Origin of the sequence: Pseudomonas sp. Sample_9 (assembly GCF_004307535.1) — a bacterium.
Lineage (GTDB): Bacteria > Pseudomonadota > Gammaproteobacteria > Pseudomonadales > Pseudomonadaceae > Aquipseudomonas > Aquipseudomonas mercuritolerans.
On record NZ_RAZO01000208.1, the window covers coordinates 1 to 23,993 of the forward strand.

The 23,993-nt window shown below is 58.3% G+C and carries 22 protein-coding genes; 13 read left to right on the forward strand and 9 right to left on the reverse strand.

Annotated elements, in window-relative coordinates; genetic code table 11:
• From D6877_RS29600 to D6877_RS11350, 4 genes are all read right to left on the reverse strand, one after another.
• Positions 1 to 229, reverse strand: a 229-nt coding sequence (locus tag D6877_RS29600) for a hypothetical protein (protein WP_206662983.1), incomplete at its 3' end; no start/stop codon positions are given.
• A 20-nt stretch (positions 230 to 249) separates the two neighbouring features.
• The gene (locus tag D6877_RS11340; RefSeq protein WP_130910827.1) at positions 250 to 459 is read right to left on the reverse strand and encodes a hypothetical protein; all 210 of its coding nucleotides are present in this window, start codon (positions 457 to 459) and stop codon (positions 250 to 252) included.
• 346 nt (positions 460 to 805) lie between these two features.
• On the reverse strand, positions 806 to 1,186 hold the full coding sequence (locus D6877_RS11345) for a response regulator (protein WP_130910828.1): 381 nt from the start codon (positions 1,184 to 1,186) through the stop codon (positions 806 to 808).
• A 97-nt stretch (positions 1,187 to 1,283) separates the two neighbouring features.
• Positions 1,284 to 2,288, reverse strand: a complete 1,005-nt coding sequence (locus tag D6877_RS11350; protein ID WP_130910829.1) for a DJ-1/PfpI family protein — start codon at positions 2,286 to 2,288, stop codon at positions 1,284 to 1,286.
• A 203-nt stretch (positions 2,289 to 2,491) separates the two neighbouring features.
• On the opposite strand from D6877_RS11350, the gene D6877_RS11355 reads away from it, so the two are divergent.
• Together D6877_RS11355 and D6877_RS11360 are read left to right on the forward strand one after the other, a co-directional pair.
• Positions 2,492 to 3,163, forward strand: a complete 672-nt coding sequence (locus D6877_RS11355; RefSeq protein ID WP_130910830.1) for a response regulator transcription factor — start codon at positions 2,492 to 2,494, stop codon at positions 3,161 to 3,163.
• A 56-nt stretch (positions 3,164 to 3,219) separates the two neighbouring features.
• Complete coding sequence (locus D6877_RS11360; protein ID WP_130910831.1) at positions 3,220 to 8,682, forward strand: ATP-binding sensor histidine kinase; 5,463 nt, start codon at positions 3,220 to 3,222, stop codon at positions 8,680 to 8,682.
• Positions 8,683 to 8,739: 57 nt separating this feature from the next.
• On the opposite strand, the gene D6877_RS11365 is transcribed toward D6877_RS11360, so the two are convergent.
• Positions 8,740 to 9,504, reverse strand: coding sequence for an SDR family NAD(P)-dependent oxidoreductase (locus tag D6877_RS11365; protein WP_130910832.1), 765 nt, complete (start codon positions 9,502 to 9,504; stop codon positions 8,740 to 8,742).
• 116 nt (positions 9,505 to 9,620) lie between these two features.
• On the opposite strand from D6877_RS11365, the gene D6877_RS11370 reads away from it, so the two are divergent.
• The gene (locus D6877_RS11370) at positions 9,621 to 10,565 is read left to right on the forward strand and encodes a GlxA family transcriptional regulator (RefSeq protein WP_122699069.1); all 945 of its coding nucleotides are present in this window, start codon (positions 9,621 to 9,623) and stop codon (positions 10,563 to 10,565) included.
• Between the two features lie 12 nt (positions 10,566 to 10,577).
• Here D6877_RS11370 and D6877_RS11375 read toward each other — a convergent pair whose 3' ends face one another.
• Together D6877_RS11375 and D6877_RS11380 are read right to left on the reverse strand one after the other, a co-directional pair.
• A complete protein-coding gene (locus D6877_RS11375; protein WP_130910833.1) occupies positions 10,578 to 11,345 on the reverse strand; it encodes a TSUP family transporter in 768 nt (255 codons plus the stop codon).
• Positions 11,346 to 11,488: 143 nt separating this feature from the next.
• Complete coding sequence (locus D6877_RS11380; protein WP_130910834.1) at positions 11,489 to 12,463, reverse strand: hypothetical protein; 975 nt, start codon at positions 12,461 to 12,463, stop codon at positions 11,489 to 11,491.
• Between the two features lie 143 nt (positions 12,464 to 12,606).
• On the opposite strand from D6877_RS11380, the gene D6877_RS11385 reads away from it, so the two are divergent.
• The 6 genes from D6877_RS11385 (at position 12,607) to D6877_RS11410 (ending at position 17,823) form a co-directional block, all read left to right on the forward strand.
• Positions 12,607 to 13,473, forward strand: coding sequence for a LysR family transcriptional regulator (locus D6877_RS11385; protein WP_130910835.1), 867 nt, complete (start codon positions 12,607 to 12,609; stop codon positions 13,471 to 13,473).
• Positions 13,474 to 13,597: 124 nt separating this feature from the next.
• Positions 13,598 to 14,158, forward strand: coding sequence for a nucleotidyltransferase family protein (locus D6877_RS11390; RefSeq protein WP_130910836.1), 561 nt, complete (start codon positions 13,598 to 13,600; stop codon positions 14,156 to 14,158).
• 41 nt (positions 14,159 to 14,199) lie between these two features.
• Positions 14,200 to 14,679, forward strand: coding sequence for an NUDIX domain-containing protein (locus D6877_RS11395; RefSeq protein ID WP_130910837.1), 480 nt, complete (start codon positions 14,200 to 14,202; stop codon positions 14,677 to 14,679).
• 448 nt (positions 14,680 to 15,127) lie between these two features.
• Positions 15,128 to 15,487 carry a hypothetical protein gene (locus tag D6877_RS11400; RefSeq protein WP_130910838.1) on the forward strand — a complete coding sequence of 120 codons (360 nt, stop codon included), beginning with the start codon at positions 15,128 to 15,130 and terminating at the stop codon, positions 15,485 to 15,487.
• A gap of 138 nt (positions 15,488 to 15,625) precedes the next feature.
• Positions 15,626 to 17,167 (forward strand): DUF2235 domain-containing protein, encoded by a 1,542-nt coding sequence (locus D6877_RS11405; protein ID WP_130910839.1) that lies wholly within the window; start codon positions 15,626 to 15,628, stop codon positions 17,165 to 17,167.
• On the forward strand, positions 17,167 to 17,823 hold the full coding sequence (locus tag D6877_RS11410) for a DUF2931 family protein (protein WP_130910840.1): 657 nt from the start codon (positions 17,167 to 17,169) through the stop codon (positions 17,821 to 17,823). Before D6877_RS11405 ends, D6877_RS11410 begins: the two co-directional genes overlap by 1 nt.
• A 434-nt stretch (positions 17,824 to 18,257) precedes the next feature.
• Here D6877_RS11410 and D6877_RS11420 read toward each other — a convergent pair whose 3' ends face one another.
• Positions 18,258 to 19,217 carry a DMT family transporter gene (locus D6877_RS11420; RefSeq protein WP_016774285.1) on the reverse strand — a complete coding sequence of 320 codons (960 nt, stop codon included), beginning with the start codon at positions 19,215 to 19,217 and terminating at the stop codon, positions 18,258 to 18,260.
• Between the two features lie 168 nt (positions 19,218 to 19,385).
• Positions 19,386 to 20,312, reverse strand: a complete 927-nt coding sequence (locus D6877_RS11425) for a LysR family transcriptional regulator (RefSeq protein WP_130910842.1) — start codon at positions 20,310 to 20,312, stop codon at positions 19,386 to 19,388.
• Between the two features lie 112 nt (positions 20,313 to 20,424).
• Here D6877_RS11425 and D6877_RS11430 point away from each other — a divergent pair, with 112 nt between their 5' ends.
• The 4 genes from D6877_RS11430 (at position 20,425) to D6877_RS11445 (ending at position 23,987) form a co-directional block, all read left to right on the forward strand.
• The gene (locus D6877_RS11430; RefSeq protein WP_130910843.1) at positions 20,425 to 21,177 is read left to right on the forward strand and encodes a 3-oxoacyl-ACP reductase family protein; all 753 of its coding nucleotides are present in this window, start codon (positions 20,425 to 20,427) and stop codon (positions 21,175 to 21,177) included.
• A 7-nt stretch (positions 21,178 to 21,184) separates the two neighbouring features.
• Entirely contained in the window at positions 21,185 to 21,781 is a 597-nt protein-coding gene (locus D6877_RS11435; RefSeq protein WP_206662985.1) for an NADPH-dependent F420 reductase, read from the forward strand.
• Between the two features lie 82 nt (positions 21,782 to 21,863).
• Positions 21,864 to 22,223 carry a nuclear transport factor 2 family protein gene (locus D6877_RS11440; RefSeq protein ID WP_206662984.1) on the forward strand — a complete coding sequence of 120 codons (360 nt, stop codon included), beginning with the start codon at positions 21,864 to 21,866 and terminating at the stop codon, positions 22,221 to 22,223.
• Positions 22,224 to 22,346: 123 nt separating this feature from the next.
• Positions 22,347 to 23,987: a sensor domain-containing diguanylate cyclase gene (locus D6877_RS11445; RefSeq protein ID WP_130910846.1), complete on the forward strand. Its 1,641-nt coding sequence runs from the start codon at positions 22,347 to 22,349 to the stop codon at positions 23,985 to 23,987.
• The last annotated feature ends 6 nt before the right edge of the window (positions 23,988 to 23,993 follow it).

Genomic DNA, 23,993 nt, shown 5'->3' on the forward strand with positions numbered 1-23,993 from the left:
CGACGCAGGAGATGTTGCCGTCCGCATCGCGGCCCATCATATCAATGCGCGTGCGGGTTAGATCCCCGATGGCGTCTTCGAATTGGTGGAGGGTTTGTTGCTTAATTTCGACCGTGAGGATGGAGGTCCTGAACTTGCATTTCGGATGCAGCCATGGGGAGCGTGCTTGGAAATTGGCAACTCGGTAAGGGCCTTGATGCTGAACGTCACCGAGCCTTACCGATGCCATTGATATTCGTATTGGAACCATCAATCGGGTGCCATCAGTAAGGCCAGAGTTATTTTGATAAACCCTTCATTCCTATCACACGTGTCCAATACATCCCTAACGTTATTAGCTACTTCTGCACTACCGCGTTGCTCTACCCATTTTGAAAGCTCCAGTATCGCCGCTTCTAGCGCTAACTGGTTTTCGTTGATTTTAAAAAGTAGGCTCGGCAAAAGATCTGGATTAGGCATGAGGTCGACTCCGTTCGAATTGCAGCGTGGCTGTTTTTGAGTATGGTGAAGAACCGGTAACTCTGGAACTGTAATAACTACTAGTTTTTAAGTCGTTTTCATTCGAAGCGTTATTCAAGAAAAGCATATCCAATTTGTCGATCATCCCGCACGTTCGCGCTAACAACTGATTCCTTTGCAATGTCATGTTTTTTGGGGTGAATCATTGAACACACCTTTGCGTTGGGCTTAATGAAAACGGTGCTGCGGCTTGGGCAATCGCGAGCAGGCTCACTCCTGCATAGGGTTGTGGTGGGTCAATGGGATAAATCCAGGCGACACGCAATTCAATCCGCTGACGGCCTCATCAAGTATTTCCGGATCTACGCAGTGCAACCTCAACCCAGGCAACTAACTCGTCCGCCGCAAAGGGTTTACGCAGGCAGGCAACGACATCAGTCGCTCGGGACTTGTCGCAAGGCAAATCTCCGTGATGCGCCGACACGAAAATCACCGGCATCCTCCAGCCTTGCGCCCGCAGTGCATCCAGCATCTGCAAACCACTCATGCCCGGCATCTGCATATCGGAAATCAGACAATCAGTCTGCGCCGGTCCATCCGATTCAAGGTAATCCGCCGGCGCCGCATAGCCGAGCACTCGATAACCCGACGCCCGCAGCAGGCTGCTCAGCGATGTGCGCATTGCCTCGTCGTCGTCCACTACCGCAATGACATGCGTCTTGTACATAACGCTCCCGGGCCGGGCGGCCGAGCTTGGTGACTCCTGTCGTTCTTGCACCATACGCTGATGGCCAGCGGGCAAAACTATACGTAGGTATAGCGGTTCAACCATCGCGGCTGAAGCGACTGCGGTACTCGCGCGGGGAGATCGACAGGTGGCGCTGGAAGCAGGCGCGCAGGCGTTCTTCATCGTTGAAGCCGCAGAGGCGGGCGATTCGTTCGATTTTGTGCGGGGAGTTTTCCAGCAGGCGTTTGGCCGCTTCGAGCCGGAACAGCTCGAGCGCTTTCGACGGTGTGCGCCCGGTGCGCGCTTTATAGACCCGCGTGAAGTTGCGCAGGCTCATTGCGGCTTGCTCGGCGAGGCGCTCCACCGTCAGATTCGGATCGCCGAGGCGCTCCATGAGCCAAAGGTGCAGATCATCGAACATTGCAGCGTCCTGCGCCTGCGATTGCAGCAGCGTGCTGTATTGCGCCTGGCCGCCGGGGCGTTTGATGTACACCACCAATTCCCGCGCGACTTGCAACGTCACTTCACGGCCGCAATCGGCCTCGACCAGCGCCAGCGCCAGATCGATCCCGGCGGTGACTCCGGCCGAGGTCCAGACCTTGCCTTGCTGAATGAAGATCGCGTCGGCATCTACCTCGACCGCTGGAAAGCGATCGCGCAAAGCGTCGCACATCGCCCAGTGAGTGGCAGCGCGGCGGGCGTCGAGCAATCCGGCCTGAGCCAGCAGAAACGCACCACTGCACACCGAGACCACGCGGCGGGCGAGGTGAGCATGGTCCTGCAGCCAGTCGCTCAGTTCGCGGTGCTTCTCAAGGGTCTGGCAGATGTCAGGGGCGCCGGGCACGACCAGCGTGTCCAGCGCGGCGGTGTCGAGCGTGGTTAGCGCTTGGGTGTCGATGGCCAGCCCTTCGACGGTCTGGATCAAGCCGCCGCTGAGGCTGGCGGTGTGCAGTTGATAACCGGGCTGCCCGCGCTCGGCCATGGCTTTGCTCGCGGCCCAGAACACGGTCTGCGCACCGCTGAGATCGAGCAGGCTCAGGCGTGGGTAGGCGATAAACACCACGTCGCGCGGGGCCGATGGAAAAGAGGAATGGTTGGACATCGCGGGCCTGCCTGTTTGCATCGCTAAAGGCGGGACTGCCTCGGCCTGGCCGATTTTCAGGGGTTTCTGGCCGGCCGGCAATGGCGCTGACTGTTAGCCTGATCGCTGAACGTCCGGCCGGCCGGTTGCTGGATGCGGTGGCCATCCTGAACTAGATTTATTGACCAGCCCAATGCGTGCTGCGATCTCGCCGAGGAGACACAATGACCTTGTGGTCGCATTCCAGCCCTGCGCAAAGTCCCGGCGTGCTCGGCGAGCCAGTGGTGTACGTGGTCGATGACGATGCCTCGATGCGCCAGGCCCTCGACAGCTTGCTGCGCTCGATCGGCCTGCAGGTGCAAACCTTCGACAGCGCCGGAGATTTTCTCGCGCAAGCGCAACGTGACGTACCCGGTTGCCTGGTGCTCGACGTGCGCCTGCGCGGCGAAAGTGGCCTGACGTTTCAGGAACAGATGGAAAAAAACGGCTTGCGCATCCCCGTGGTGTTCATGACCGGCCACGGCGACATCGCCATGAGCGTCAAGGCGATGAAGGCCGGCGCGGTGGATTTTCTGGCCAAGCCGTTCCGTGATCAGGACATGCTCGACGCCGTGGCCAGTGCGTTGGCTCGCGACCGTGCGCGGCTGGCAGCCGAACACTCCGGCGCCGTTTTGTGTCGGGCTTACCAAACCCTGACCGCACGTGAGCGCGAAGTGCTCGGCTTCGTCATTGCCGGGCTGATGAACAAACAGATTGCCGGACAGCTCAACCTCAGCGAGGTCACGGTCAAGGTCCACCGTGGCCAGGTCATGCGCAAAATGGCCGCACGTTCAGTGGCCGATCTGGTGCGTATCGCAGAAGCGCTGGGCATCGAGCCTGTCCAGCGCAACCCCTGAGCGCTGGCGACGTGCAACTCACCGTGCGGCAAAAAACCTGAGCAGTGTTGACGCAGATGGCCAGCAGAAAACAGATTTTGTGGGACGACGGCGAGCGGGTGCTGTCCCGTGAGCGCGGTTCGAATGATGGCAGCCTACTGGCGGTGCGTCCGGCGATGGGCCAGCCATTGCCGAGCACCCTGGAGCGTCTGGCGCATGAATACAGCCTCAGGGACGACCTCAATCCTGCCTGGGCGTTGCAGCCGACAGCTTTCGAGCGTACGGGCACCCGAGTTCGTCTGCTGTTCGACGATCCGGGCGGCGAGCCGTTGTCGCGATTGCTGGTCGCCCCGCTGGATATTGAAACCTGCCTGGAATTGGCCACGCACATCGCCAAGGCACTGGGCCATATGCATCAGCGTGGCCTGGTGCACAAAGACCTGAAACCGCAGCATGTCTTTGTCCATTGCCATGATGGGCAGGCGCGGCTGACCGGGTTCGGCCTGGCCACGCGTTTGCCACGGGAGCGGCAAGCGCCCACGCCACCGGAATCTATCGCCGGGACGCTGGCTTACATGGCGCCGGAACAAACCGGGCGGATGAATCGTTCGATCGATTCGCGTAGTGATCTGTATGCCTTTGGCGTGACGCTTTACCAGATGCTCACCGGCTCGCTGCCGTTCAGTGCAAATGACCCGACGGAGTGGGTGCATTGCCATATCGCGCGGCTGCCAATGCCCGTGTGTGAACGGGTGGCGACGGTGCCGCCGATGTTCTCGCGACTGGTCATGAAACTGCTGGCGAAAACGGCCGAGGAACGCTATCAGAGCGCAGCCGGTGTCGAGCATGACTTGCGCCGTTGCCTCGATGACTGGCGCCGTATGCGGCAGATCGAGACGTTTACGCTGAACGAGCAGGGCGCCTGCGAGCGCTTGCTGATTCCGGAAAAACTCTACGGCCGCGAACACGAAGTGCAAACGTTGATCGATGCCTTCGCCAATGTGGTGCAGACAGGCGCGCCGACACTGGTGCTGGTATCCGGCTATTCCGGCATCGGCAAATCGTCGGTGGTCAGTGAACTGCACAAGGTGCTGGTGCCGTCGCGTGGCTTGTTCGCCGCCGGCAAGTTCGACCAGTACCAGCGCGACGTGCCTTATTCGACCCTGGTTCAAGCATTTCAGGGGCTGGTGCGGACGCTGTTGGGCAAGCGCACCGACGTACTGGCGGGCTGGCGCGAAGCACTGTTGCGGGCACTGGAAGCGAATGCGCGGTTGATCACCGATCTGATCCCCGAACTCAAGCTGATCATCGGCGAGCCGCCGCCCGTGCCTGAGTTGGAGCCGCAACAGGCGCAGCAGCGGTTCCTTCAGGTCTTGCAGCGTTTTATCGGCGTGTTCGCTCAGGCCGAGCATCCGTTGGCGCTGTTTCTTGACGACCTGCAATGGCTCGACGCGGCCACCCTTGATCTGCTCGAAGATTTGCTCAGTCGCGCAGAGACTCCTCATCTGCTGCTGGTCGGTGCTTATCGCGACAACGAGGTAGATGGCGATCACCCACTCAGCCGCACACTCAAGACCCTGCGTCACGCCGGCGTACACATTGACGAAATTCGTCTGGCTCCACTGGCTGGCGTGCACATCGAACAACTGATCAGCGAATCACTGCGCTGCCCGCCGGCGAGCATTGTCGGGCTGGCGCGGCTGGTACTGGACAAGACCGCTGGCAATCCGTTCTTCGTCATCCAGTTTCTGCACGCCCTGGCCGAGGAGAAGCTGCTGACATACGAGCCTGCGCGCCAGCGCTGGCGTTGGGATGTGCACCTGATCAACGGCAAGGACTACACCGACAATGTCGTCGATTTGATGGTCGGCAAACTGGCGCGGCTGCCCCAGGAAACCCGCCAGGCGCTGCAACAACTGGCCTGCCTGGGCAACGTCGCACGTCTCGACACGCTGGCCACAATCCTTGATGTGCCGGTGCCTCACGCTCACTCCGCATTGTGGCCGGCGGTGCGGCTGGAGTTGGTCGAGCGTCAGGACGGTGCCTACAGGTTTGTGCATGATCGCATCCATGAGGCGGCGTATTCGCTGATCACTGAAACCGAACGGGCGCAAATGCACCTGCGCATCGGCCGGCTGCTGGCACTGCAAACCCAGGGGGAGCGGCGCGAGGAGGCGATCTTCGAGATTGTCGGCCAGCTCAATCGCGGTGCGCATCTGATCAGCCTGCGTGCCGAGCGCGAGCAGCTGGCCGAGTTCAACCTGCTCGCCGGCCAGCGAGCGAAGGCCTCGACCGCTTATACCTCAGCACTGACCTATCTGGGCGCCGGCGCAGAACTGTTGGGCGAGCAGGGTTATGACAGTCGGCATGAACTGGGTTTCGCTCTGGAGCTGAACCGTGCCGAGTGCGAATTTCTCACCGGCCAACTGCAGCTTGCCGACTCGCGCCTGGCGACATTGGCCGAGCGCGCCGTGACCACCGTCGAGCGCGCGGCGGTGGCGTGCATGCAGATGGATGTCTACTTGCTGCTTGATCGCAGTGACCGGGCGGTGACGGTGTGTCTGGCCTTTCTGCGTCAGGTCGGCATCGATTGGCCAGCGCGTCCGGACGATAGCCAGGTGCGCGACGAATACCAGCAGGTCTGGACCAACCTGCGCGGGCGCAGTATCGAGCAGATGATCGACTTGCCGCTGATGGAGGATCCTGCCGCGCGGGCCACCCTCGATGCGCTGGGCAAACTCTTCGCGCCGGCGGTGCAGTCGGATCTGAACCTCGCCAGCCTGACCATTTGCAAAGCGATCAGCCTGAGCCTGCAATATGGCAACTGCGACGCCTCCTGCCTGCTCTATGCCAACTTCGGGCGCGTGTCGGGGCCGCGTTTTGGCGACTATGCCGCTGGTTATCGATTTGGCCGTCTGGGCTGCGATCTGGTTGATCGGCGCGGGCTCACGCGTTATGAGGCGAGCACCTGGTTGTGCTTCTCGATCTTCGTGGTGCGCTGGATGCGGCCAGTGCGCGAGTGCCGCGAACTGTTGCGCCGTGCGCTCAACGCGGCCCATCGCAGCGGCGATCTGCCGTATGCGGCGTTCGCTGGAAACAGCCTGATTTCCGATCTGTTATTCATCGGCGAGCCGCTGGCCGAGGTGCAGGCGCAAGCGGAATCAGGGCTGGTCTATGCACAAAAGGTCGGTTTCGGTCTGGTGGCGGATTTCATGCGCTGCCAGTTGACGCTGATCCGCATGCTGCGCGGGCAGACGCCGACGTTCGGCTGTTTCGACGATGAGGGGTTCGATGAAACAGCTGTCGAGGCACATCTGGCCGGTTCGGCGGATCTGGCGCTGGCGCGCGGCAAGTACTGGGTACGCAAGTTGCAGGCGCGCTATCTGGCCGGGGATTACGCGGCGGCCGCTGAGTGCGCGGCCAAGGCGCAGGGACTTTTGTGGGTGGTTTCGGCGTTTTTCGAGGAGGCCGAATACCATTTCTACGCGGCGTTGACCTTGGCGGCCCACGGCGAAACTGACGCCGGAGCTTTGCAGCGTCTGGGTCAACATCATGAACAGTTGCAGACGTGGGCGCGCTTGTGTGCAGAGACCTTCGCCAGTCAGGTGGCGCTGGTCGGCGCGGAAATGGCGCGCGTCACCGGGCAGTTGCTCGAAGCCGAATTGCAGTACGAGCAAGCCATTCAATTGGCTCAGGACAATGGTTTGCTCCATATCGAAGCGCTGGCCAACGAACTGGCCGCACGGTTCTACAGCGCTCGCGGTCTGGCCAGGATATCCCGCGTCTACCTGCGCGACGCACGTTATGCCTATCTGCGTTGGGGGGCTGCTGGCAAGGTGCGGGAGCTGGAGCGACGTCATCGTTTTCTGCGTGCCGAAGAGGCGCAACCGAATCCGGTCACCACGCTCATTACGCCAGTTGAACATCTCGACCTGGCAACGGTGCTCAAGGTCTCTCAAGCAGTCTCCGGCGAGATCGTCTTGGACCGTTTGATCGAAACGGTGATGCGCACCGCGATCGAACAGGCCGGGGCCGAGCATGGCCTGCTCGTTTTGTTGAACGCCGACATTCCCTATGTCGCTGCGCGAACCCGTATCGGCGACGGTGCCACGCAGCTGTGCAACGCGCCGCTACACACGGTGGCGCTGGCAGAGTCGGTGCTCTATCAGACGCTGCGCACCGGCGAAAACCTGTGCCTGGACGACGCGGTTGCCGATCCGCTGTTCGCCGCTGATCCATACGTTCAGCAACGAGGCGCGCGCTCGATCCTTTGCCTGGCATTAATGAATCAGGCGCGGGTCGCCGGGGCGCTGTATCTGGAAAACAACCTGTCCGCCGGGGTGTTCAGCCCGACGCGTCTCGCCGTGTTGCGCCTGGTGGCGTCGCAGGCAGCGATCTCGCTGGACAACGCGCGCCTGTACCGCGACCTCGCCGAGCGAGAAGCGAAGATCCGTCGGCTGGTCGACGCCAACATCATCGGCATCATCGTCTGGGGCGTGGAAGGGGAAATCATCGAGGCCAATGACGCGTTCCTGCGCATGGTCGGTTACACCCGTGATGAGTTGCTTTCGGGCAATGTCCATTGGCGTGAAATGACCCCGCCGGCGATGCGCGCTAACAGCGATATTGCACTGGCAACGGCGATCCACACCGGCCGGGCCCAGCCATTCGAAAAGGAGTACATCCGCAAGGACGGCAGTCGGCTGCCGGTGATTGTCGGTCTGGCCGCCTTCGAAGCGAGTCAGCAACAGGGCCTTGCCTTTGTGCTGGATATCAGCGAACGCAAGCTGGCTGAAGAGCAAGTGCGCGACGGCGAGCGTCGTTATCGTCAGGTGCAAACGGAACTGGCCCACGCCAATCGTGTGGCAACCATGGGTCAGTTGGCCGCATCGATTGCCCACGAAGTCAATCAGCCGATCGCCGCCACGGTGACCCATGCCAATGCCGCGTTGCGCTGGCTCGGTGCAAAGCCACCAAATATCAACGAAGTCGAGCAGGGCCTGCGGCATATCATTCTCGACGGCAACCGCGCCGCCGACGTACTCGGGCGCATTCGCGCGCTGATTCACAAAACGCCACCGCAGCGTCAGCCTGTCAGCCTCAATTTGCTGATTGAAGAAATGGTCGGTTTCAGCCGTGGCGAAGCGCTCAAGCACGGCGCCGAAGTCAGCGTTGAGCTGGCGGCAGATTTGCCTTTCGTAGTGGCGGACCGGGTCGAACTGCAACAGGTGCTGCTTAACCTGATCATCAACAGCCTCGAAGCCATGACGATCATGGCAGAGGGGCAGCGACGTCTGCTGATTCACAGTGAGGCGCTGGGTGATAACGTGCACATCAGTGTCAGCGATTCGGGGCCGGGCTTTGCCTGCGAGCGGGCGGAGCAAGTGTTCACGGCGTTCTACACGACCAAATCCACCGGGCTGGGCATGGGCCTGTCGATTTGCCGCACGATCATTGAAGGACACGGCGGCAAATTGTGGGCCGAGCGCAATGAGCCGAGCGGGGCGCGGGTGGTGTTTGGCTTGCCGCGTTGTGAATGAACATGATCAACAGCCAGGCTGCCCGGGCATTGAGCCCGGGTGTTTCTGTCGGTGAGTTCAGGCCACCGGAATTGGATTTTCCAGCAGCGACAGGTTGAACTGCTCGATCAACCCGAGCTCGTTCGCGCCCTGGTTGGCTCGCAGCGGCAAGACTCGGTCAACCAGCACTTCGGTAGTGGCGGTTTCCAGCTTGATCAGGGTTTCCTCGATAAACTCGCCCAGCGGCATGGCGCGCTCGTCGCCGCTCTTGTGAATCAGGTCGGTATCGACCCAAGGTGGCGCGATTTCCAGGACCTTGACGCTGGTGTCGCGCAGCATGAAACGCTGCGACAGCGAGTAGGAATGGATCGCCGCTTTGGTTGCCGAATACAACGCCGTGGTCGCCAGCGGCAGGTAGGCCAGTACCGAGCTGTTGTTGATGATGTAGGCCTCGGGCTGACGCTTGAGGTGTTCGACGAACGCGGCGCTGACGCGCACTGGGCCGAGGAGGTTGGTCTGCAACAGAGCGACGGCCTGCGCATCGTCGTAGTCGCCGGAACCCGCGTTGTCGAAGGGCATGATTCCGGCGTTGTTGATGATTACGTTCAACGACGGATGGCGGCGGATAACTTCGGCGGCGACGTCCTTGATCTGCTGCGCATCGTTGATGTCCAGCTGCACGGTGTCGATGCCCGGATTCGCTTGGGCAATCTCTGCCAGCAGGGTCTGGCGACGACCAGCGATGATGACCTTGTTGCCGCGCTGATGCAGGGCCTCGGCCAGTGCGCGGCCGATGCCGGAAGTGCCGCCGGTGATGAAGATCGTGTTGGCTTCAAGTTTCATGAGCTGCGTCCCGCAAGTGGATTGATTGGTATGTGGGCCATGATGGAGAAAACCTGCTCCGACCTGAATGACGTATGTGGTAGTGTTTCAGGACATTCAACAAACGGAGCGCGACCATGCATCGAGTCGGCTATCTGCTCACGGAAGGTTTTCAGGTCATGGCGCTGGCGACCCAGTCGGTGTTCGAGTTCGCCAACATCGTCACCGGCAAAGCCGTGTACAAGGTGCAGAACTTTTCCCAGGCCGGCGGCATCGTCAGCTCCTCGCTGGGCTTGCACGTCGATACGTTGCCACTGACGCAGGCGGGGCTGGCCGACAGTTGGCTGGTGGCTGGCACGCTGACTCCGCTGACGCCGCCCGATGCTGACGTGCTGCAAAGCGTGCGCGGGCTCGCCGACGGCGCACGCCGCGTGGCCGGCATCTGCACCGGCTCGTTCGTACTGGCGCAGGCCGGAGTGCTGGATAACCGCCGCGTGACCACGCACTGGGCGTTCGCCCCGGCGCTGCGCAGGATGCATCCGTCGGTGAATGTCGAGGACGACCGCATCTTCATCATCGACGGTCCGGTGTGGACATCGGCGGGCATGACCGCTGGTGTCGACATGGCGCTGGGTATGGTCGAGAAGGATCTGGGCAGCGAAATCGCCCGCTCGGTCGCCCATCGACTGGTGATGCATCAGCGTAGGTCCGGAGGCCAGTCGCAGCATTCTGAACTGCTCTCGCTGTCGCCCAAATCCGACCGCATTCAGAGTGCGCTGGATTACGCGCGCAAGCACCTCAATCGCCCGCTGAGCGTCGAAGAACTGGCCGAAGTGGTGCACCTGAGTCCGCGGCAATTCACCCGCGTGTTCACCGCCGAAACCGGCCAGTCTCCAGCCAAGGCGATAGAGAGCCTGCGCCTGGAAGCGGCGCGTTTGCTGATCGAGCAGAGCAGTCACAGTCTGGATGTAGTCGCCAGGGAAACCGGGTTTCGTGACCGCCGGCACATGCGCGAGGTGTTCATGCGCGGCTTTGGCGTGCCGCCGCAGGCGGTACGGCGGGATTCGCGGCGGATGGTATGACGTGACCAGGGTCTACGAAAAAATGTTGATCCCCATTCTGCCGATCAGGAATACGAGCAGAATCAGGAAGAAAACTCTGATGAAACTGCTTCCATACCGTAATGCCAAGAAGACACCGGTCAGTGCACCGGCCATATTGCATAAAGCAACTATGCCGCCAATCGCCCACAAGACATTACCGGAGGGGATAAAAAATATGAGCGCAGCGCTGAACGTCCCCAGATTGACCAGTTTTGCAGAGGCTGATGCATTGAGGAAATCAAAGCCAAAGACCTTGACGAAGATAAACAGCAGCAGGCTGCCACTGCCCGGTCCGAAGACACCATCGTAGAAACCGATCAGGCTGCCGAAGAAAACTCCAAGGCAAATGTCTTTCGTTCCGAAGTGGCGGTCTTTGCCTGCCAAACCAAGTTTTTTTTCCATAAACGTGTAGATAGCCATGACTATCAATATGAAAAAGACGACGATCTCCATCAATCTTTTAGGGACAAGGGATACTGAGAGAGCTCCGAGAAAAGAAAATAAAAAAGCGGCGAGCATGGTCGGAAGCATTAGCTTCCAGCGGATTTTTATGCGCTTCAGGTAACCCGATATTGATGAAATATTGCCTGCCAGAACGGCCAGTTTGTTGGTGCCGAAAATGGTGGCAAGGCTGTACTGGGGTAGAGCATGTAGAAGTGCCGGCACCTGTACCAGGCCTCCGCCACCGACCGCAGCGTCTATCAGGCCACCACAAAACGCGAAGAAACCCAATGCAAGAACAGCGTGTTCAACATCCATGCGATAGATCCCTGCGGAACGTCATTTAGCCGGAAGGTTCATGAGTCGCTCGTGGTTTGGTTTAAATATCGTCAAAACATGCCGATCATTCTCCAAGCTCACATTATGAGAGTTCATCGGCATGCTTCGTTAATCCATAGAGATCAACAGGTCATAATCCGATGCATAGCGGAGAATGCATTGCCGACTCTTTCATTGTAATTGAGCATGATGCCCTTCAGGCGCGCAGGCTTGAACTCCAGACCTACCGTGCGACCGTAAGCTTGCGCGGCCGCCAAGGCATGCAATCCGTGTTTGTTCTCAACTTCTCCTGAGTGGCCCATTACGTAGCCTTTGGCGTTACGCAGGTTTTGCGTGTTTGTCCTCAAGAACGGATTCGCCGCGAGGAGCTTTGCTTCAATATATTGAGCGATGAAATTGTATTCACGACCGTTCCAGAGTTCAGATGAGATTGAAACCATCATCGCATCCATAATTGAAGATTTGTGTTCCTGCGAGTTTAGTGCCGTTTTATGCTTGGCGACCCCGGTGATGTATAGGAAGTCCGCGAAGTCATTGCACTCAGCAATTTTGAATTGTTCTTCAACCCAGGCTGACGCACCAAAAGCTGCAGTCATGTAGTTGTACATTCCGTCATGGCCCTGATGTCCAAGACCGAAATCATCTTTCGCCACTTCATGCATATGCGCCATGACATTGTGGTAACCCTCACGTCTGTCGGCAGATACCGATATCGCATCCGCCGACAGGCGCATGATGATTTTTGCCGAGACAAGGCTGGTGGTTTTATGGGTTTCATTCCACCCATTGAAAAAGCTCAATACCGACGAGTCCATTACTGGCTTTTCGAGGAACGCCCTGAATGCGCTTTCAGCCGCCAGTTGCGCGTCTTGCGTGATGGAATGATTGAGTACCTCAAGCATGGCGTCCTGTATCTCAGCAACGTTGCCGACGCAGGCCAGCAACGGTTGACGCCGTTGGTTCTCTTCTAAGGTACGTCCGGGAATTTTCAAGTTGCGTATGTGCTTGGGCAGGGCCTGGATAAATGTCTCGCCAAATTCTTGCATGGATTTATGTTCAAGCGGTTCCAAACGACTCTGTGGCGATGCTGAGCTCATGATGTGTCCTTCTCCCTAAAGACCTATGAAATGTTTGGTTTTAACGCACTTTCTTGCCTTGCAGCGGCGAAATTAGCCCGATTTGTTGGCCTGCGACAAGTGACTTATACTGACCCAATCATTCATTTTTAATGAGCGTTTACATGGAGTTTTCGCAACTGGTCATGTTCAAGGCAGTAGCCGATCTGGGCAGTATCGTCCGTGCCTCGGAGCGATTGCACTGCGTGCCGTCCAACATCACCAACCGCATCAAGCTTCTGGAACGTGAGCTTGGAGTTGACCTGTTTATAAGGAAAGGCAGAGGATTGATCATCAGCCCTTCAGGTCGGCTTTTTCTCGGCTATACCAACAAAATCCTGTCTTTGTGCGAAGAATCGCAACGAGCGCTTGATCCGTCGTCAGCTCCTTCGGGAGAACTCAGGATTGGTGCCATAGAATCATCCGCTACCGGCCGGTTACCCAAAGTGCTATCCAGGTTTCATCAACTTTATCCGGCTGTACAAATGCAATTCAGCACTGGCGATTGGTCACAATTATCCGCAGAAGTGGTCAACTACACGTTGGACGGGGCAATGATTGCCGTCAGGCCAGAACATCCGGACATCGAGAGTCTGGAGATCTATGAAGAGGATCTAGTAGTGATTGCCTCGCCGTCCGCGGGGGTGATAAACCAGCCAGAGGACCTGCGCGGTGTGGATTTATTCATGTGGCCTGAAGGATGTCCCTACAGAAAGGCTTTGTTAACCTGGCTGGAGCGGTACAAAGTTTTCAACCCGATAACAAGCATAGCCAGTTATGGCACCATCCTTGGCTGCGTAAGTTCAGGCGCCGGGATATCGTTGGTGCCGAGAGGCATGTTTGAACAGTTCCGCCAGCTCGGCGGTATTCAAGGATTCTTCTTCAATGACTTAAAGCCTGTGCAGAATTATTTTATCTGGAACAGGCACGTTGAATCTCATCGCGCAAAAGACAAGTTTGCCGATTTGCTCAAGGAAGAGTTCAAGGTTTGAGAAGTGGGCGGCAGTTGGCCCTATCCTGAAAAGTTCGCCTGCACTCGTCATTCAGCACAAGGAACCGAGCGCTTACAGAGACCACTGATAGGCTCTCGCAACCATGGTCATTGGATTGAAATAAATGAATCAGGAAGCGCAACTGCGGGATCTGATTGCTGAAGATCCCGTCCGCATGCACATCTTGCGAATAGTCAGGGATCTCAACTTGCCGGACTGCTGGGTTGCCGCAGGTTTTGTGCGCAGCCTGGTTTGGCATCATCTGCATCAGCGCCAACCTTCGCCGTTGCCCGAGGAAATTGATGTCGTATGGTTTGACACAGCATGTGCCAGTGCGCAAACAGACCTGGCCGTGGAGGTCGAGCTTGCAGCACTGTGCAGTGACTTGAAGTGGTCGGTGAAAAACCAGGCACGCATGCACCAGCGGAACGCCGATGCGCCTTATGGGGCGGCTGCGGATTCAATGACGTTCTGGCCGGAAACTGCTACGGCAGTAGGTGTCAGGCTTGATCGGCACGGTGCGATAGAGGTTTCGGCGCCGTTGGGGCTGGAGGATTTGTTTGCGCTGAAAGTGCGGCCAACCGCCCGATTTGAAAGTGATAAATACGTGGTGTTTCTGGAGCGCCTGCAGTCGAAGAGATGGCTCGAGATCTGGCCGAAGTTGACGCTCGTAACGCAGGGTTGATGCCGCCCCGATTGATCGTTTAAACCGATAAGGAAATCTTTATGCATCCTGACAAGGCCTGTCCTGTTGTGCTTTGTTTCGCACAGCGCCCGCGAATCCTGTTGTTTCGACATCCACAGGCTGGCGTGCAGTTAGTAAAAGGAACCATTGAGGGCGGAGAAACACCCGCCGAGGCCGCTTTGCGAGAACTGGCGGAAGAGTCCGGTATCCACAATGCGACAATCAGTGAAGATTTAGGATGCTGGGAGTCTTGCCACCATGGACAAGTCTGGTCGTTCCAACTTTGCGAGGTGCGTGAACCACAGCCAGAGCGATGGTCTCATCAGACACTGGATGATCATGGCCATGTTTTCGAGTTTTTCTGGGCTTCGCTCGATCACCTGCCGTATGACGATTGCGATCCTGTGTTTCGTCGAGCGCTGGGGTTTTTGATTGAGGCTTTGAAGTATCAGGGACAACTAGCGGCACACGACCGAGGAGCAAAATGGAGATTGACCGGCTGCTTAAGAAGCGACAGTTGAATGTGCAGGAGCAGAATGCTGTGACTGCCCATCGCCTGATCCCCTTGCAGGAGTGAGCCTGCTCGCGATGACGCCAGCCCATTCACCGCCACATAAACAGAAAACCCTTAGCCCGTTTAAACAGTAACTCAAGCATTAAGCAAACGGCTACAACGTCTTGCGCCATTCCCTACGACTACGCCAGAATCCGCCGGCTTGTGCGTCTAGGTCGCGGGTTCTATCGTCTGTCGGTCGCTGAAAAACAGTGATCGGGTTTGGTAGCCCGCCATAACTAGTCGCATTGCGCACCGTTCGCAGGCCTGCTTCAGGTCTCTGCTCAATGGTGGCCATGCGCAGGACACCTTCGGGTGTGCCGGTTCCTAGTTACCGGTCTACCAACCCGCGTATGGCCGCCACCTTCGTTTGGTAGCGAATGTGAATGCTCCTTTTCCTAACTAGGAGTTTCACCATGTTCAAAGTCACACCCAATCCCCCAACCAGCGACCCCGCATCACCCTACGAATCCGGTGCATCGAAAAAACTACACGAAGCCGCCGAACGCGCCCTCGATCACTACCTCGGCCCGGCAGACATCCTGGCCAGCACCAACACGCCGGAACAGATGTTCCTCGCCAACCCGAAATACGACACCGAATCCCTGCTGGCCAACGCCAGCGAATCCCTCGGCTCGGCCACCACCATGCTCTACGACTTCGCCGCGCTGCTCGACAACCCGCGCCGCAGAACCCTTCTAGGCATCGCCCAGGTCGTCATGCTCGGCGAAATCGCGGTCAATCAGGCTTTGGACAAAGTCGAAATAGCCAAATAACCCGCAATGCGACGAGCGCAAGACCTCGTCGCAACACCCGGGCGCACCACGGCTGGCACACGGCCACGGCTTGCACCACCCGGCCTCGACTGTCACCCTTCGGGCCGTTCTTCAAGGATCAGAACAAGGAATCAAGGATTGAGTGGTTACGTTCCAAACCCGCCGAAAAACTACCGCTACGAACAAGCCAAACCCGTCGACCTGCACGCCCAGCACTGGGCCGAATATGAGAAGCACGGGAAAGAGCCCGCGCGCGAGCCTGAGAAGATAGGCATTGCGTTGAGGATCGGGGTTTTCTTTGATGGCACAGGCAACAATGCGAACAACTCTGCTGCGGGGTTGTTGTGCGGCGCTCAGCATCCGATTGCGCCTGAGGATATACCAGCTAGCTGCATGCCTTATATGAGTGACCCGGATAGTAGTTATGGCGCCGGGCCTACGAATATCAAGAAATTGTTTTCTCTGTATAAAAAGACCCAGAAAGCCGAAGGCGATGGCTTGCTCAAGTACGTCTCAAGCCCAATATATGTCGAAGGTATAGGCACTGAAAGCAATCAGATGGATAGCGCTGTGGGTGCTGGAACGGGGCGAGGTGAGACCGGTGTCACGAGTCGCGTACAAGCGTCCTTTACGCAGATAAAACAAGCTATCGAAGAGGCACTGCAAGAGAACCCCGACAGTGAAATTGCGTCCCTGACGTTCGATACATTTGGCTTCAGTCGTGGGGCTGCTGCTGCACGGCACTTCGCAAATGAAGTGGTGCGGGGTAACCAAGGAGCTTTAGGAGATCTCCTAAACCGGAACGCCGCAGATTTCAGTCGCACCTTCGATAATAAATACGGAAACGGCATCAAAATGGGTTTCATCGGGCTCTTTGACACGGTGCCCTCAATTGCTGGCTTCACCAATCTTGGCCGGGTGAAAAGTCCTATAGCTCCCGGTGTGAGGCTTTACCTGGACCGTCAATACTTCACGGATGTCGTACATCTCGTAGCGCGTGATGAGTGTCGCGCTAATTTTGCGCTCAGCCGAGTGAAGCCCGCGCACCCTGAGTACACTCTTCCCGGGGTTCATTCGGATATTGGCGGCAGCTATCTTGATGAAGTAGAGGAACGCGTGCTTGTCAGTCCGATGCAAACTCTCGATGTACCTCGGTACGTAGACGTTTCAACGACGTCGATTTATCACGACGCCGCGCGCGTAAAAAGCGAGTGGCTTGCTAATGGATGGCCTGCGCATCTGCTGGATATTGTCACCCCGGCTTCCTTCGAAATTCCGCAGGAGCATCAAGACAGGCTTTCACCGGGGCAGAAGCGCGTATATGCCGCTCTACAATTGAAACGTCCAGTGAGTGGTAAACTTTCGAGAGTTTATTTAAGAGTCATATATCAGCTGGCGAAAGAAAAGGGTGTTCAATTCATTGATATACCGGAAGATGACGAATACTCCGTGCCGGCAGAGCTGCAACCTCTTTGTGACCGATTTCTCACCGGAAACTACAGAACAACTGCTGAAGAAGAGGCTTTGCTCAAGCTGAAGTACATTCATACCTCTGCAAACTGGAATCATCCCCTTGGAAGAAGAGACGGGAGCGGTATTGATGCTGTTTACATCAACGCCCCGACGGAAGACGCGATCCGTGTACAACATCCTCACGTAGCTGATTGGAAGCTCTGGTAATGAAGTCTGTAATCGCTCTGCTTGTCGCCTTATTGTTAATGGGCTGCCAGAAAGGAGGTTTCGAAAGTGGAGAAAATGACCCCAAGTCTCCTTGGTGGCAAATAGGATTCGTTGAGCCGAATTACATGAAGATCTGGGTTGAGGACAGCTCGGTGCTGGATACCAATAACAGAATGTTTTTCAGAGTCGGTGGAAAATCCGCTCCCGGAGGCGAACCAGAAGATGGGACTGAGTCTGCCCGCGGTTGGGGAACAGTCGGTGGTTCTGGAGTTTTGGTAACCGGTGCTGACCTTCCTAGAATGATTTTTGTCCGTTGGCAGTCGATATCGGAGCAGAAAACCTATAAAGGCTTCATAGAGATTCCAGAAGAAGCGAGGCAACTGATGGTGCAGTCCACACATCAGCGGTGCCCGAAGACTCCCGAAAGAACCGCACGTTTCTCCGCAACGCTGCTTGTGGGGCTCGCCCCGGGGGGAGTGCTTCAAGCGTGGGTCAGGGACTCCTGCCACCGCCCGATAAAAGTCTCCCATGCTCAAGGCGAACTCGAACCTCTCGGCCCGGAGCAGGGCAAGCATGGCGGGCGCTATGCCTATCCCGTGAGTGAGAAGGCCAAGCGTTACATTGATAAGTTCGGCATCCCGTACGGTAGTTGGTAAATGACGTTGATGAAGCGCCATCTACTTTTCAGGCGCCAGACCGTTTCAATTTCGCTGAGTCGAATTAGCGGGGCGGCGTCTTGAGAATAGAAAAGGCCGACCGTTTCGATGATGTCGACTACGAAGCAGGCTATGAATATCGAGGTTTCAATTACCTGATTCTGGATGGTGTCGATCAGTTTCTCGTCAGAACTTACGATGACCAATCCGGTAGCGCGAGGGTTGTACGCCCTGCCATGACCACAAGCACCAGACTCAGAACGCTGGCGGAATTCTTACGAACGGAGCTGGAGGTAACTGCGATTTATCTCTACAAGAGTGAAATAGGAAGCTATGCCCAGGTAGACCTAGAGAGCCTGCAATTTTGCTGATCCGGTATCGAGCCGGGGGCGATAAGCAGGACTCGCCATCAAGAGTCCCGCCACGACATCCCCTCAAACCTCAGCCTTCACCCCAACCTTCACCGGCGCTTTGCGATACGTCAGCAAAACAATCCCGCTCACCACAATCACTCCACCCACGATCTGCCCTCTGCTGAGCATTTGATCTAGCACAATCCAGCCCATCAACAACGTCGCCAGTGGTTCGATATTCATTACCGGGGCGTTGCGTGGCATGTCCAGTCGGGGCACGGAGATGAACAACACAATGAAGCCGGTCCCATAGAGCACGACAAGCGTGGCAAGGGCCAGCCAGCCGGTTGAAGTGGCGGGGAGGTTGAGTCCGCCGGGGAGGGCGCCGGTCAGGCCGGCCAGGTTGACGCTGCTGAAGACGATGAAGATGGTCAGCAGGCTGCGCACCGAGCCGCGCACTTGCGACAGCTTGTGATCAGTGATCCACAGCGCGCAGGCGAATACGCTGGCGGCGCAGAAGGCGAGTGCAACGCCCAGTAGCCATTCCGGACCGACGCTGGCGCTGTCTGACAGACGTCCGGGGACGTCCAGTACGAACACCAATCCCACGAGAATCAAGCCCATCAACATCGCGGTGCGCGCGCTTGGTCGTGGGCCGCCCAGCGCCCAGGTCAGCAAGGCGAGCAGGATCGGAAACACGTTGGCCACCAGCAGCGCCAAAGCGACCGGGACCCGCGCGACAGCGGAGTACAGACACAGGCTCTGCGCAGTAATCAACAGGCCCAACAACAGTTGCCAACGCCACGCGCCCGTCGGCAGGCGCAGGCTTTGCCGCTGCCACAGGACGAGAATGGCCAGCACCAGCAAGGTCCCGCCCGAGCGCATCAGAATCGCCAGCAACACGCCCGCGCCATCATCAAAAGCGACCCGTGCCGCGACGTGGTTGCCGGCGAACGCACAACCCATGCACAACAGAATGATCACGGCGAGATAACGGGGGAAGGGCGGCGGTACGGTTGGCGCAAACTCAGGACGGGACATGGCAGATCTCAAAAATGATAGCCACTCGGGGTGGCTCAGGTTTTTATTATGTTGTCGTACAACTGCCCGATTTGTACCTTAATCGAGCAGGCGCGGCAAGCTCGAAAGGCTTGAAAAACCGCTTAGGCGTGATGCTGGTTGAGTTTCAGAGGTCGTATGACTTGCTTTTTAAGTCCGAGCATCGAGAAGAGCGGCCCACCCATCCGCTCGAGCCTGACCGACCAGAAAATCCACAAACGCCCGGGTTTTTGCCGGCAGCAGTTTCTGGCTGGAAAAGTACAAATAGATCTGTCCCGCATCGACATGCCAACCCGGCAAAACCCTTTCCAGCGTGCCGTCCCGCAGATACGGCAGCACGTCGGGAACCGCCAACAGCGCAACCCCCAATCCCAAGCGCGCGCACTGACACAGCGCTTGCGGATCGTTGACCAACAGGCGCGGCGCCAACTCCAGCGGTGCCCGTTGCCCGTCGGGGCCTTGCAGCATCCAGCTGCGCACCTTGCCGGTCTGCACCGAGCGCATGGCCAGATGATCCAGCGTCGCCAGCTCTTCGATGTGCCGGATGCGCTTGTGTGCCGAGAGATATTCCTTCGATGCCACCAGAATCAGATGCGCCGGGGCAATGGCTCTGGCGACCACACCTTGCGCGAGTTCGATGCCGCCGCCGATAGCCGCATCAAATCCATCCGCGATGAGATCGACCTGGCGATTGTCGACGTGCCATTCAGGGGTCACGGCGGGGTATTGCTTGAGAAACTCGGGCATTAGCGGCAGCAGAAAATCCCTGGCGAAACCGGGTGCTGCGCTCAGACGCAAAAGCCCTGAAGGCTCTCCGGCATTGCCGGCCACATCGGCAATCGCCGCTTGAACACTTTCCAGTCCCGAACCGACGTTGGCCAGAAAGCGTTCTCCCGCTTCGGTCAGCGTGAGTTTGCGCGTGCTGCGCTGAAACAAGCGTACGCCGAGGTTGGCCTCCAGTTGCGCGACATTGCGACTGACCGCCGCGGGAGTCAGGCCCAGGCGCCGCGCGGCGGCAGAGAAGCTTCCCGCCTCGGCGCTGCGCACGAATGAGAGCAAATTGCCTAAGGTTTCCATCTGCGCACCTTCAACGAATGATTGAAAGTGATTCTAGTGGGCTTCCGCTACTGGTGGAAGATCAAAAGGCGTCTCATAGCCTCGTCAACTCCAACCACCCAGAGGCTTGACCATGAACACTTCCACGCTTCCACTGACCGGCAAAATCGCCATCGTTACCGGTGGCTCACGCAGCATCGGCGCAGCAATCGCCAAGCGGCTCGCGGCAGATGGCGCCAACGTCGCTATCACCTACAACGCATCGCCAGATCGCGCCGCAGCGGTCGTGCAGGAAATCGTCGCGGCGGGCGGCCAGGCTGTGGCGCTGGCGGCCGATGCGGGCAATCCCGAGGCTGTACGTGCAGCGATTGCCGAGGTTGCACAGCGTTTTGGCAAGATCGACATTCTGGTGAACAACGCTGGTATCAGCCTGCTCGGTGCCCCCGAGGACATCGCCTTTGAGGACTTTCAACGCATCCTTGCGGTGAACGTGACCGGCGTCTTCGTCGCCACTCAGCAAGCGCTCAAACACATGGGGCAGGGCGGTCGCATCATTCACATCGGCAGCTCGATGGTGCAATACGCTGCGTTCGCTACCGCCTCCGTCTACACCCTGAGCAAAGGTGCGCTGACCGGTTTCAGTCGTGGACTGGTGCGCGATCTTGGGCCGCGCGGCATCACTGTGAACACCGTCCATCCTGGCCCGACCGACAGCGACATGAACCCGGCCGACGGGCCCATTGCGGACTTCCTACGCCCGAACATCGCCATGGGGCGGTACGGCGAGGGCAAGGATGTTGCCAGCGCGGTGGCGTACCTGGCCAGTGCGGACGCCGGGTTTGTCACCGGCGCAGAATTAATCGTCGACGGCGGCTTCACAGCGTAAGGAGAGCATCATGACTATCAGCATCATTGGTACTGGCTCCATCGGCACCGCCATCGCTCGGTTGCTCGTCAACGCAGGCCTGCCGGTCAGTCTGGCCAACAGCCGTGGGCCGCAGAGCCTTGCCGGTTTGGTCGACGAATTGGGTCCACTCGCACAAGCGGTGACGGCTCAGCAAGCCAGTCAGGCGGACATTGTTTTTCTGGCGGTGAACTGGTCGAAAATCCCCGATGCCGTGCGCGATCTCGGGCCTTGGGATGGGCGCATCGTGATCGATGCCAACAACCCGATCGAAGCACCACTGTTCAAGCCGTTCGATCTGGGCGGCCAGCCGTCTTCGCAAGTGGTGGCGCAGATGCTGCCCGGTGCGCACGTGGTCAAGGCCTTCAACCATTTGCTCGCGGCTCTGCTGAGCGATCCCTCCGCCGAGGGCGGCAAGCGTGTGCTGTTTTATTCCGGTGAAGATGCCGCGAGCAAAACCAAAGTTGCAGAGCTGATTGATCAATTGGGTTTTTACGGCATCGACCTGGGCGGTGTGCAGCAGGGAATGCTTGCGCAGTTCCCGGGCGGACCGCTGCCAGCCTTGAACCTGGTCAAACATGGTTGACCGCTGAGCCCGGGCAACCGGGCTTCACATACCAATCGAGGATTCAAAAATGTCTGGCTCAGATTCGCGAAATATCAATGAGGTGGAAAACTACGACGCCTTGCTGCGGGCCAACCTGCAGCGCGTGTTCAACGAGCGCGATGCACAAAAGCGCATTGCGGCGGTGCATGAGCTTTTTGCAGGCACACCGACGATGTACGAACCGACTGGCATCGTCACCGGGCGGGCGGCGATTTCAGAGGTGGCCGGTGCGTTGCTGGATCAGTTCGGGGCGGACTTCGCTTTTGTTCCCGAGGGGCCGGCGGTTGGGCATCATGGCTTGGGTTACCTGCGCTGGCATGCGGGCCCGAGCGCTGGGCCAACTGTTGTCAGCGGTGTCGACGTGGCGGAAATCAGCGAAGGGAAAATCGTGCGGTTGTGGGTGTTGCTGGACCCGGTTTGAAGTTCAAACGCAGCAGGCAGACGCTCTCCTATTGGAAGTCCCTCAGGCGTGTCACGCACAAGCGCATATACTCGCTGAGGCGCTTTCGCTGCGAACTCCCAAAGAGACCTGTCAGGGCAGACGATGATCGACAGAACGGACCCCCCAAATGAATCGGCCAGCGACGAGACGCTGGGTGCCACGCAGCCCGTAACTGCGCTGAATTTGCGTTGGCTGATTCTCTCCCTGGTACTGCTGTCTGTTCTGGCGACGTTGGGCAACAGCCTTGTCACGGCCTACCGCGTGCAGCGCGATGCCTTGGTTGATCATGCGCTGCAGTCGAACAGCGCCTATGCAGCTAAGGTCGCTTCGAGTCTCGCTGAATTCATTCATTCAGCACAGAACCATCTGCGGTACAGCGCCAGTGAACTGGGCAAGGCCTGGGGTGACCCCGGCGTCATGCGCGCCGAAGCGCTGCGCCTGCAAAAACAGGATGCCGATTTCAACTCGATTGCCATAATCGATAGCACTGCCAAGGTGCTGGAGGCGTACCCAGATACCCTGCAAATCAACGGTTCAACGCTGCGTTCGGATGCCATTCTCAAAGCCATCGAGGCGAAGCGGCCCTTCATCAGCTCCGCGTATACGTCTGCCGCCGGCAATCTCGTCGTATTCATCTCCGAACCCGTTTACGACTCTGCTGAGCGTTACGTGGGCATCATTGGCGGCTCGGTTTATCTGCGCGAAGACAACGCGCTGCACACCCTGATCAGCCGCCATTTTCACCACGAAGGCACCTTTGCCTTTGTGGCGGATCAGGATCGCCAACTGCTTTTTCACCCTGAGGCGGCGCGCATTGGCGACACCCTGGGCTGGAGCAAAACCGTCGATGCGGCGTTGCGTGGCGAGAGCGGCTCGATGAGCGTGCGTAATTACAAAGGCGTACCCATGCTCGCCGGGTACGCTCAGGTGCCGGGCGCTGGCTGGGCGGTGGTCGCGCAGCAGCCGCGCGAAGTGAGTCTGGCGCCGCTGAACACCTTGATGCGCGATGTGCTGCTGGGAATGCTGCCTGCCGCACTGATCGGCTTCGTACTGATCTGGTTCGGCACCTTGCTGATCTGTCGCCCGCTCAACCAGCTGTCGCGTATTGCCCGGCAGTTGTCAGCGCCGCAGGCCAGCGAGCAACTTCGCCACGTCAAGGCTTGGTATCACGAGGCATTTTCCATCCGCCAGGCGATGCTTGCCGGCGTGCAGTTGTTGCAAGCGAAGCTGGGCCACCTTAACCAGCAGGTGCTGACCGACCCCATGACCGGGCTGGCCAATCGCAGAGCCATGGATCAGGAGTTGCGCCGCCTTGAGCGCAGCGGGCAGACATATTCGGTGTTATCGCTGGACATCGACCATTTCAAAAAGGTTAACGACACCTTCGGCCACGACAAGGGCGATCTGGCGATCAAACAGGTCGCGCATACGCTGCAATCCTATTCCCGCGTCGGCGACCTGGCGTGCCGAGCCGGGGGAGAGGAGTTCTTGTTGATTTTGCCGCAAACCGATGTCGAGTCAGCCAGTGCCATCGCTGAGCGGATACGTCAGGCCATTGCGACCAGTGATATTCCGACCGTGGGGCGCATTACCGCTTCGATCGGCGTGGCAACGTGTGAACACTTGCCGACTACTGCGGAAATCGTCCTCAAGAAAGCCGATGAATGCCTCTACCGCGCCAAACAGGGTGGACGCAATCGAGTTGAATCGTACTTGTCGATGGCCTCAAGCGATTCCGAATGAGGCTAC

Excerpts from the sequence above, each read along its gene's own strand:
- D6877_RS11340 (WP_130910827.1), bottom strand. The coding sequence starts at position 459 with ATGCCTAATCCAGATCTTTTGCCGAGCCTACTTTTTAAAATCAACGAA.
- D6877_RS11345 (WP_130910828.1), bottom strand. The coding sequence starts at position 1,186 with ATGTACAAGACGCATGTCATTGCGGTAGTGGACGACGACGAGGCAATG.
- D6877_RS11350 (WP_130910829.1), bottom strand. The coding sequence starts at position 2,288 with ATGTCCAACCATTCCTCTTTTCCATCGGCCCCGCGCGACGTGGTGTTT.
- D6877_RS11355 (WP_130910830.1), top strand. The coding sequence starts at position 2,492 with ATGACCTTGTGGTCGCATTCCAGCCCTGCGCAAAGTCCCGGCGTGCTC.
- D6877_RS11360 (WP_130910831.1), top strand. The coding sequence starts at position 3,220 with ATGGCCAGCAGAAAACAGATTTTGTGGGACGACGGCGAGCGGGTGCTG.
- D6877_RS11365 (WP_130910832.1), bottom strand. The coding sequence starts at position 9,504 with ATGAAACTTGAAGCCAACACGATCTTCATCACCGGCGGCACTTCCGGC.
- D6877_RS11370 (WP_122699069.1), top strand. The coding sequence starts at position 9,621 with ATGCATCGAGTCGGCTATCTGCTCACGGAAGGTTTTCAGGTCATGGCG.
- D6877_RS11375 (WP_130910833.1), bottom strand. The coding sequence starts at position 11,345 with ATGGATGTTGAACACGCTGTTCTTGCATTGGGTTTCTTCGCGTTTTGT.
- D6877_RS11380 (WP_130910834.1), bottom strand. The coding sequence starts at position 12,463 with ATGAGCTCAGCATCGCCACAGAGTCGTTTGGAACCGCTTGAACATAAA.
- D6877_RS11385 (WP_130910835.1), top strand. The coding sequence starts at position 12,607 with ATGGAGTTTTCGCAACTGGTCATGTTCAAGGCAGTAGCCGATCTGGGC.
- D6877_RS11390 (WP_130910836.1), top strand. The coding sequence starts at position 13,598 with ATGAATCAGGAAGCGCAACTGCGGGATCTGATTGCTGAAGATCCCGTC.
- D6877_RS11395 (WP_130910837.1), top strand. The coding sequence starts at position 14,200 with ATGCATCCTGACAAGGCCTGTCCTGTTGTGCTTTGTTTCGCACAGCGC.
- D6877_RS11400 (WP_130910838.1), top strand. The coding sequence starts at position 15,128 with ATGTTCAAAGTCACACCCAATCCCCCAACCAGCGACCCCGCATCACCC.
- D6877_RS11410 (WP_130910840.1), top strand. The coding sequence starts at position 17,167 with ATGAAGTCTGTAATCGCTCTGCTTGTCGCCTTATTGTTAATGGGCTGC.
- D6877_RS11420 (WP_016774285.1), bottom strand. The coding sequence starts at position 19,217 with ATGTCCCGTCCTGAGTTTGCGCCAACCGTACCGCCGCCCTTCCCCCGT.
- D6877_RS11425 (WP_130910842.1), bottom strand. The coding sequence starts at position 20,312 with ATGGAAACCTTAGGCAATTTGCTCTCATTCGTGCGCAGCGCCGAGGCG.
- D6877_RS11430 (WP_130910843.1), top strand. The coding sequence starts at position 20,425 with ATGAACACTTCCACGCTTCCACTGACCGGCAAAATCGCCATCGTTACC.
- D6877_RS11445 (WP_130910846.1), top strand. The coding sequence starts at position 22,347 with ATGATCGACAGAACGGACCCCCCAAATGAATCGGCCAGCGACGAGACG.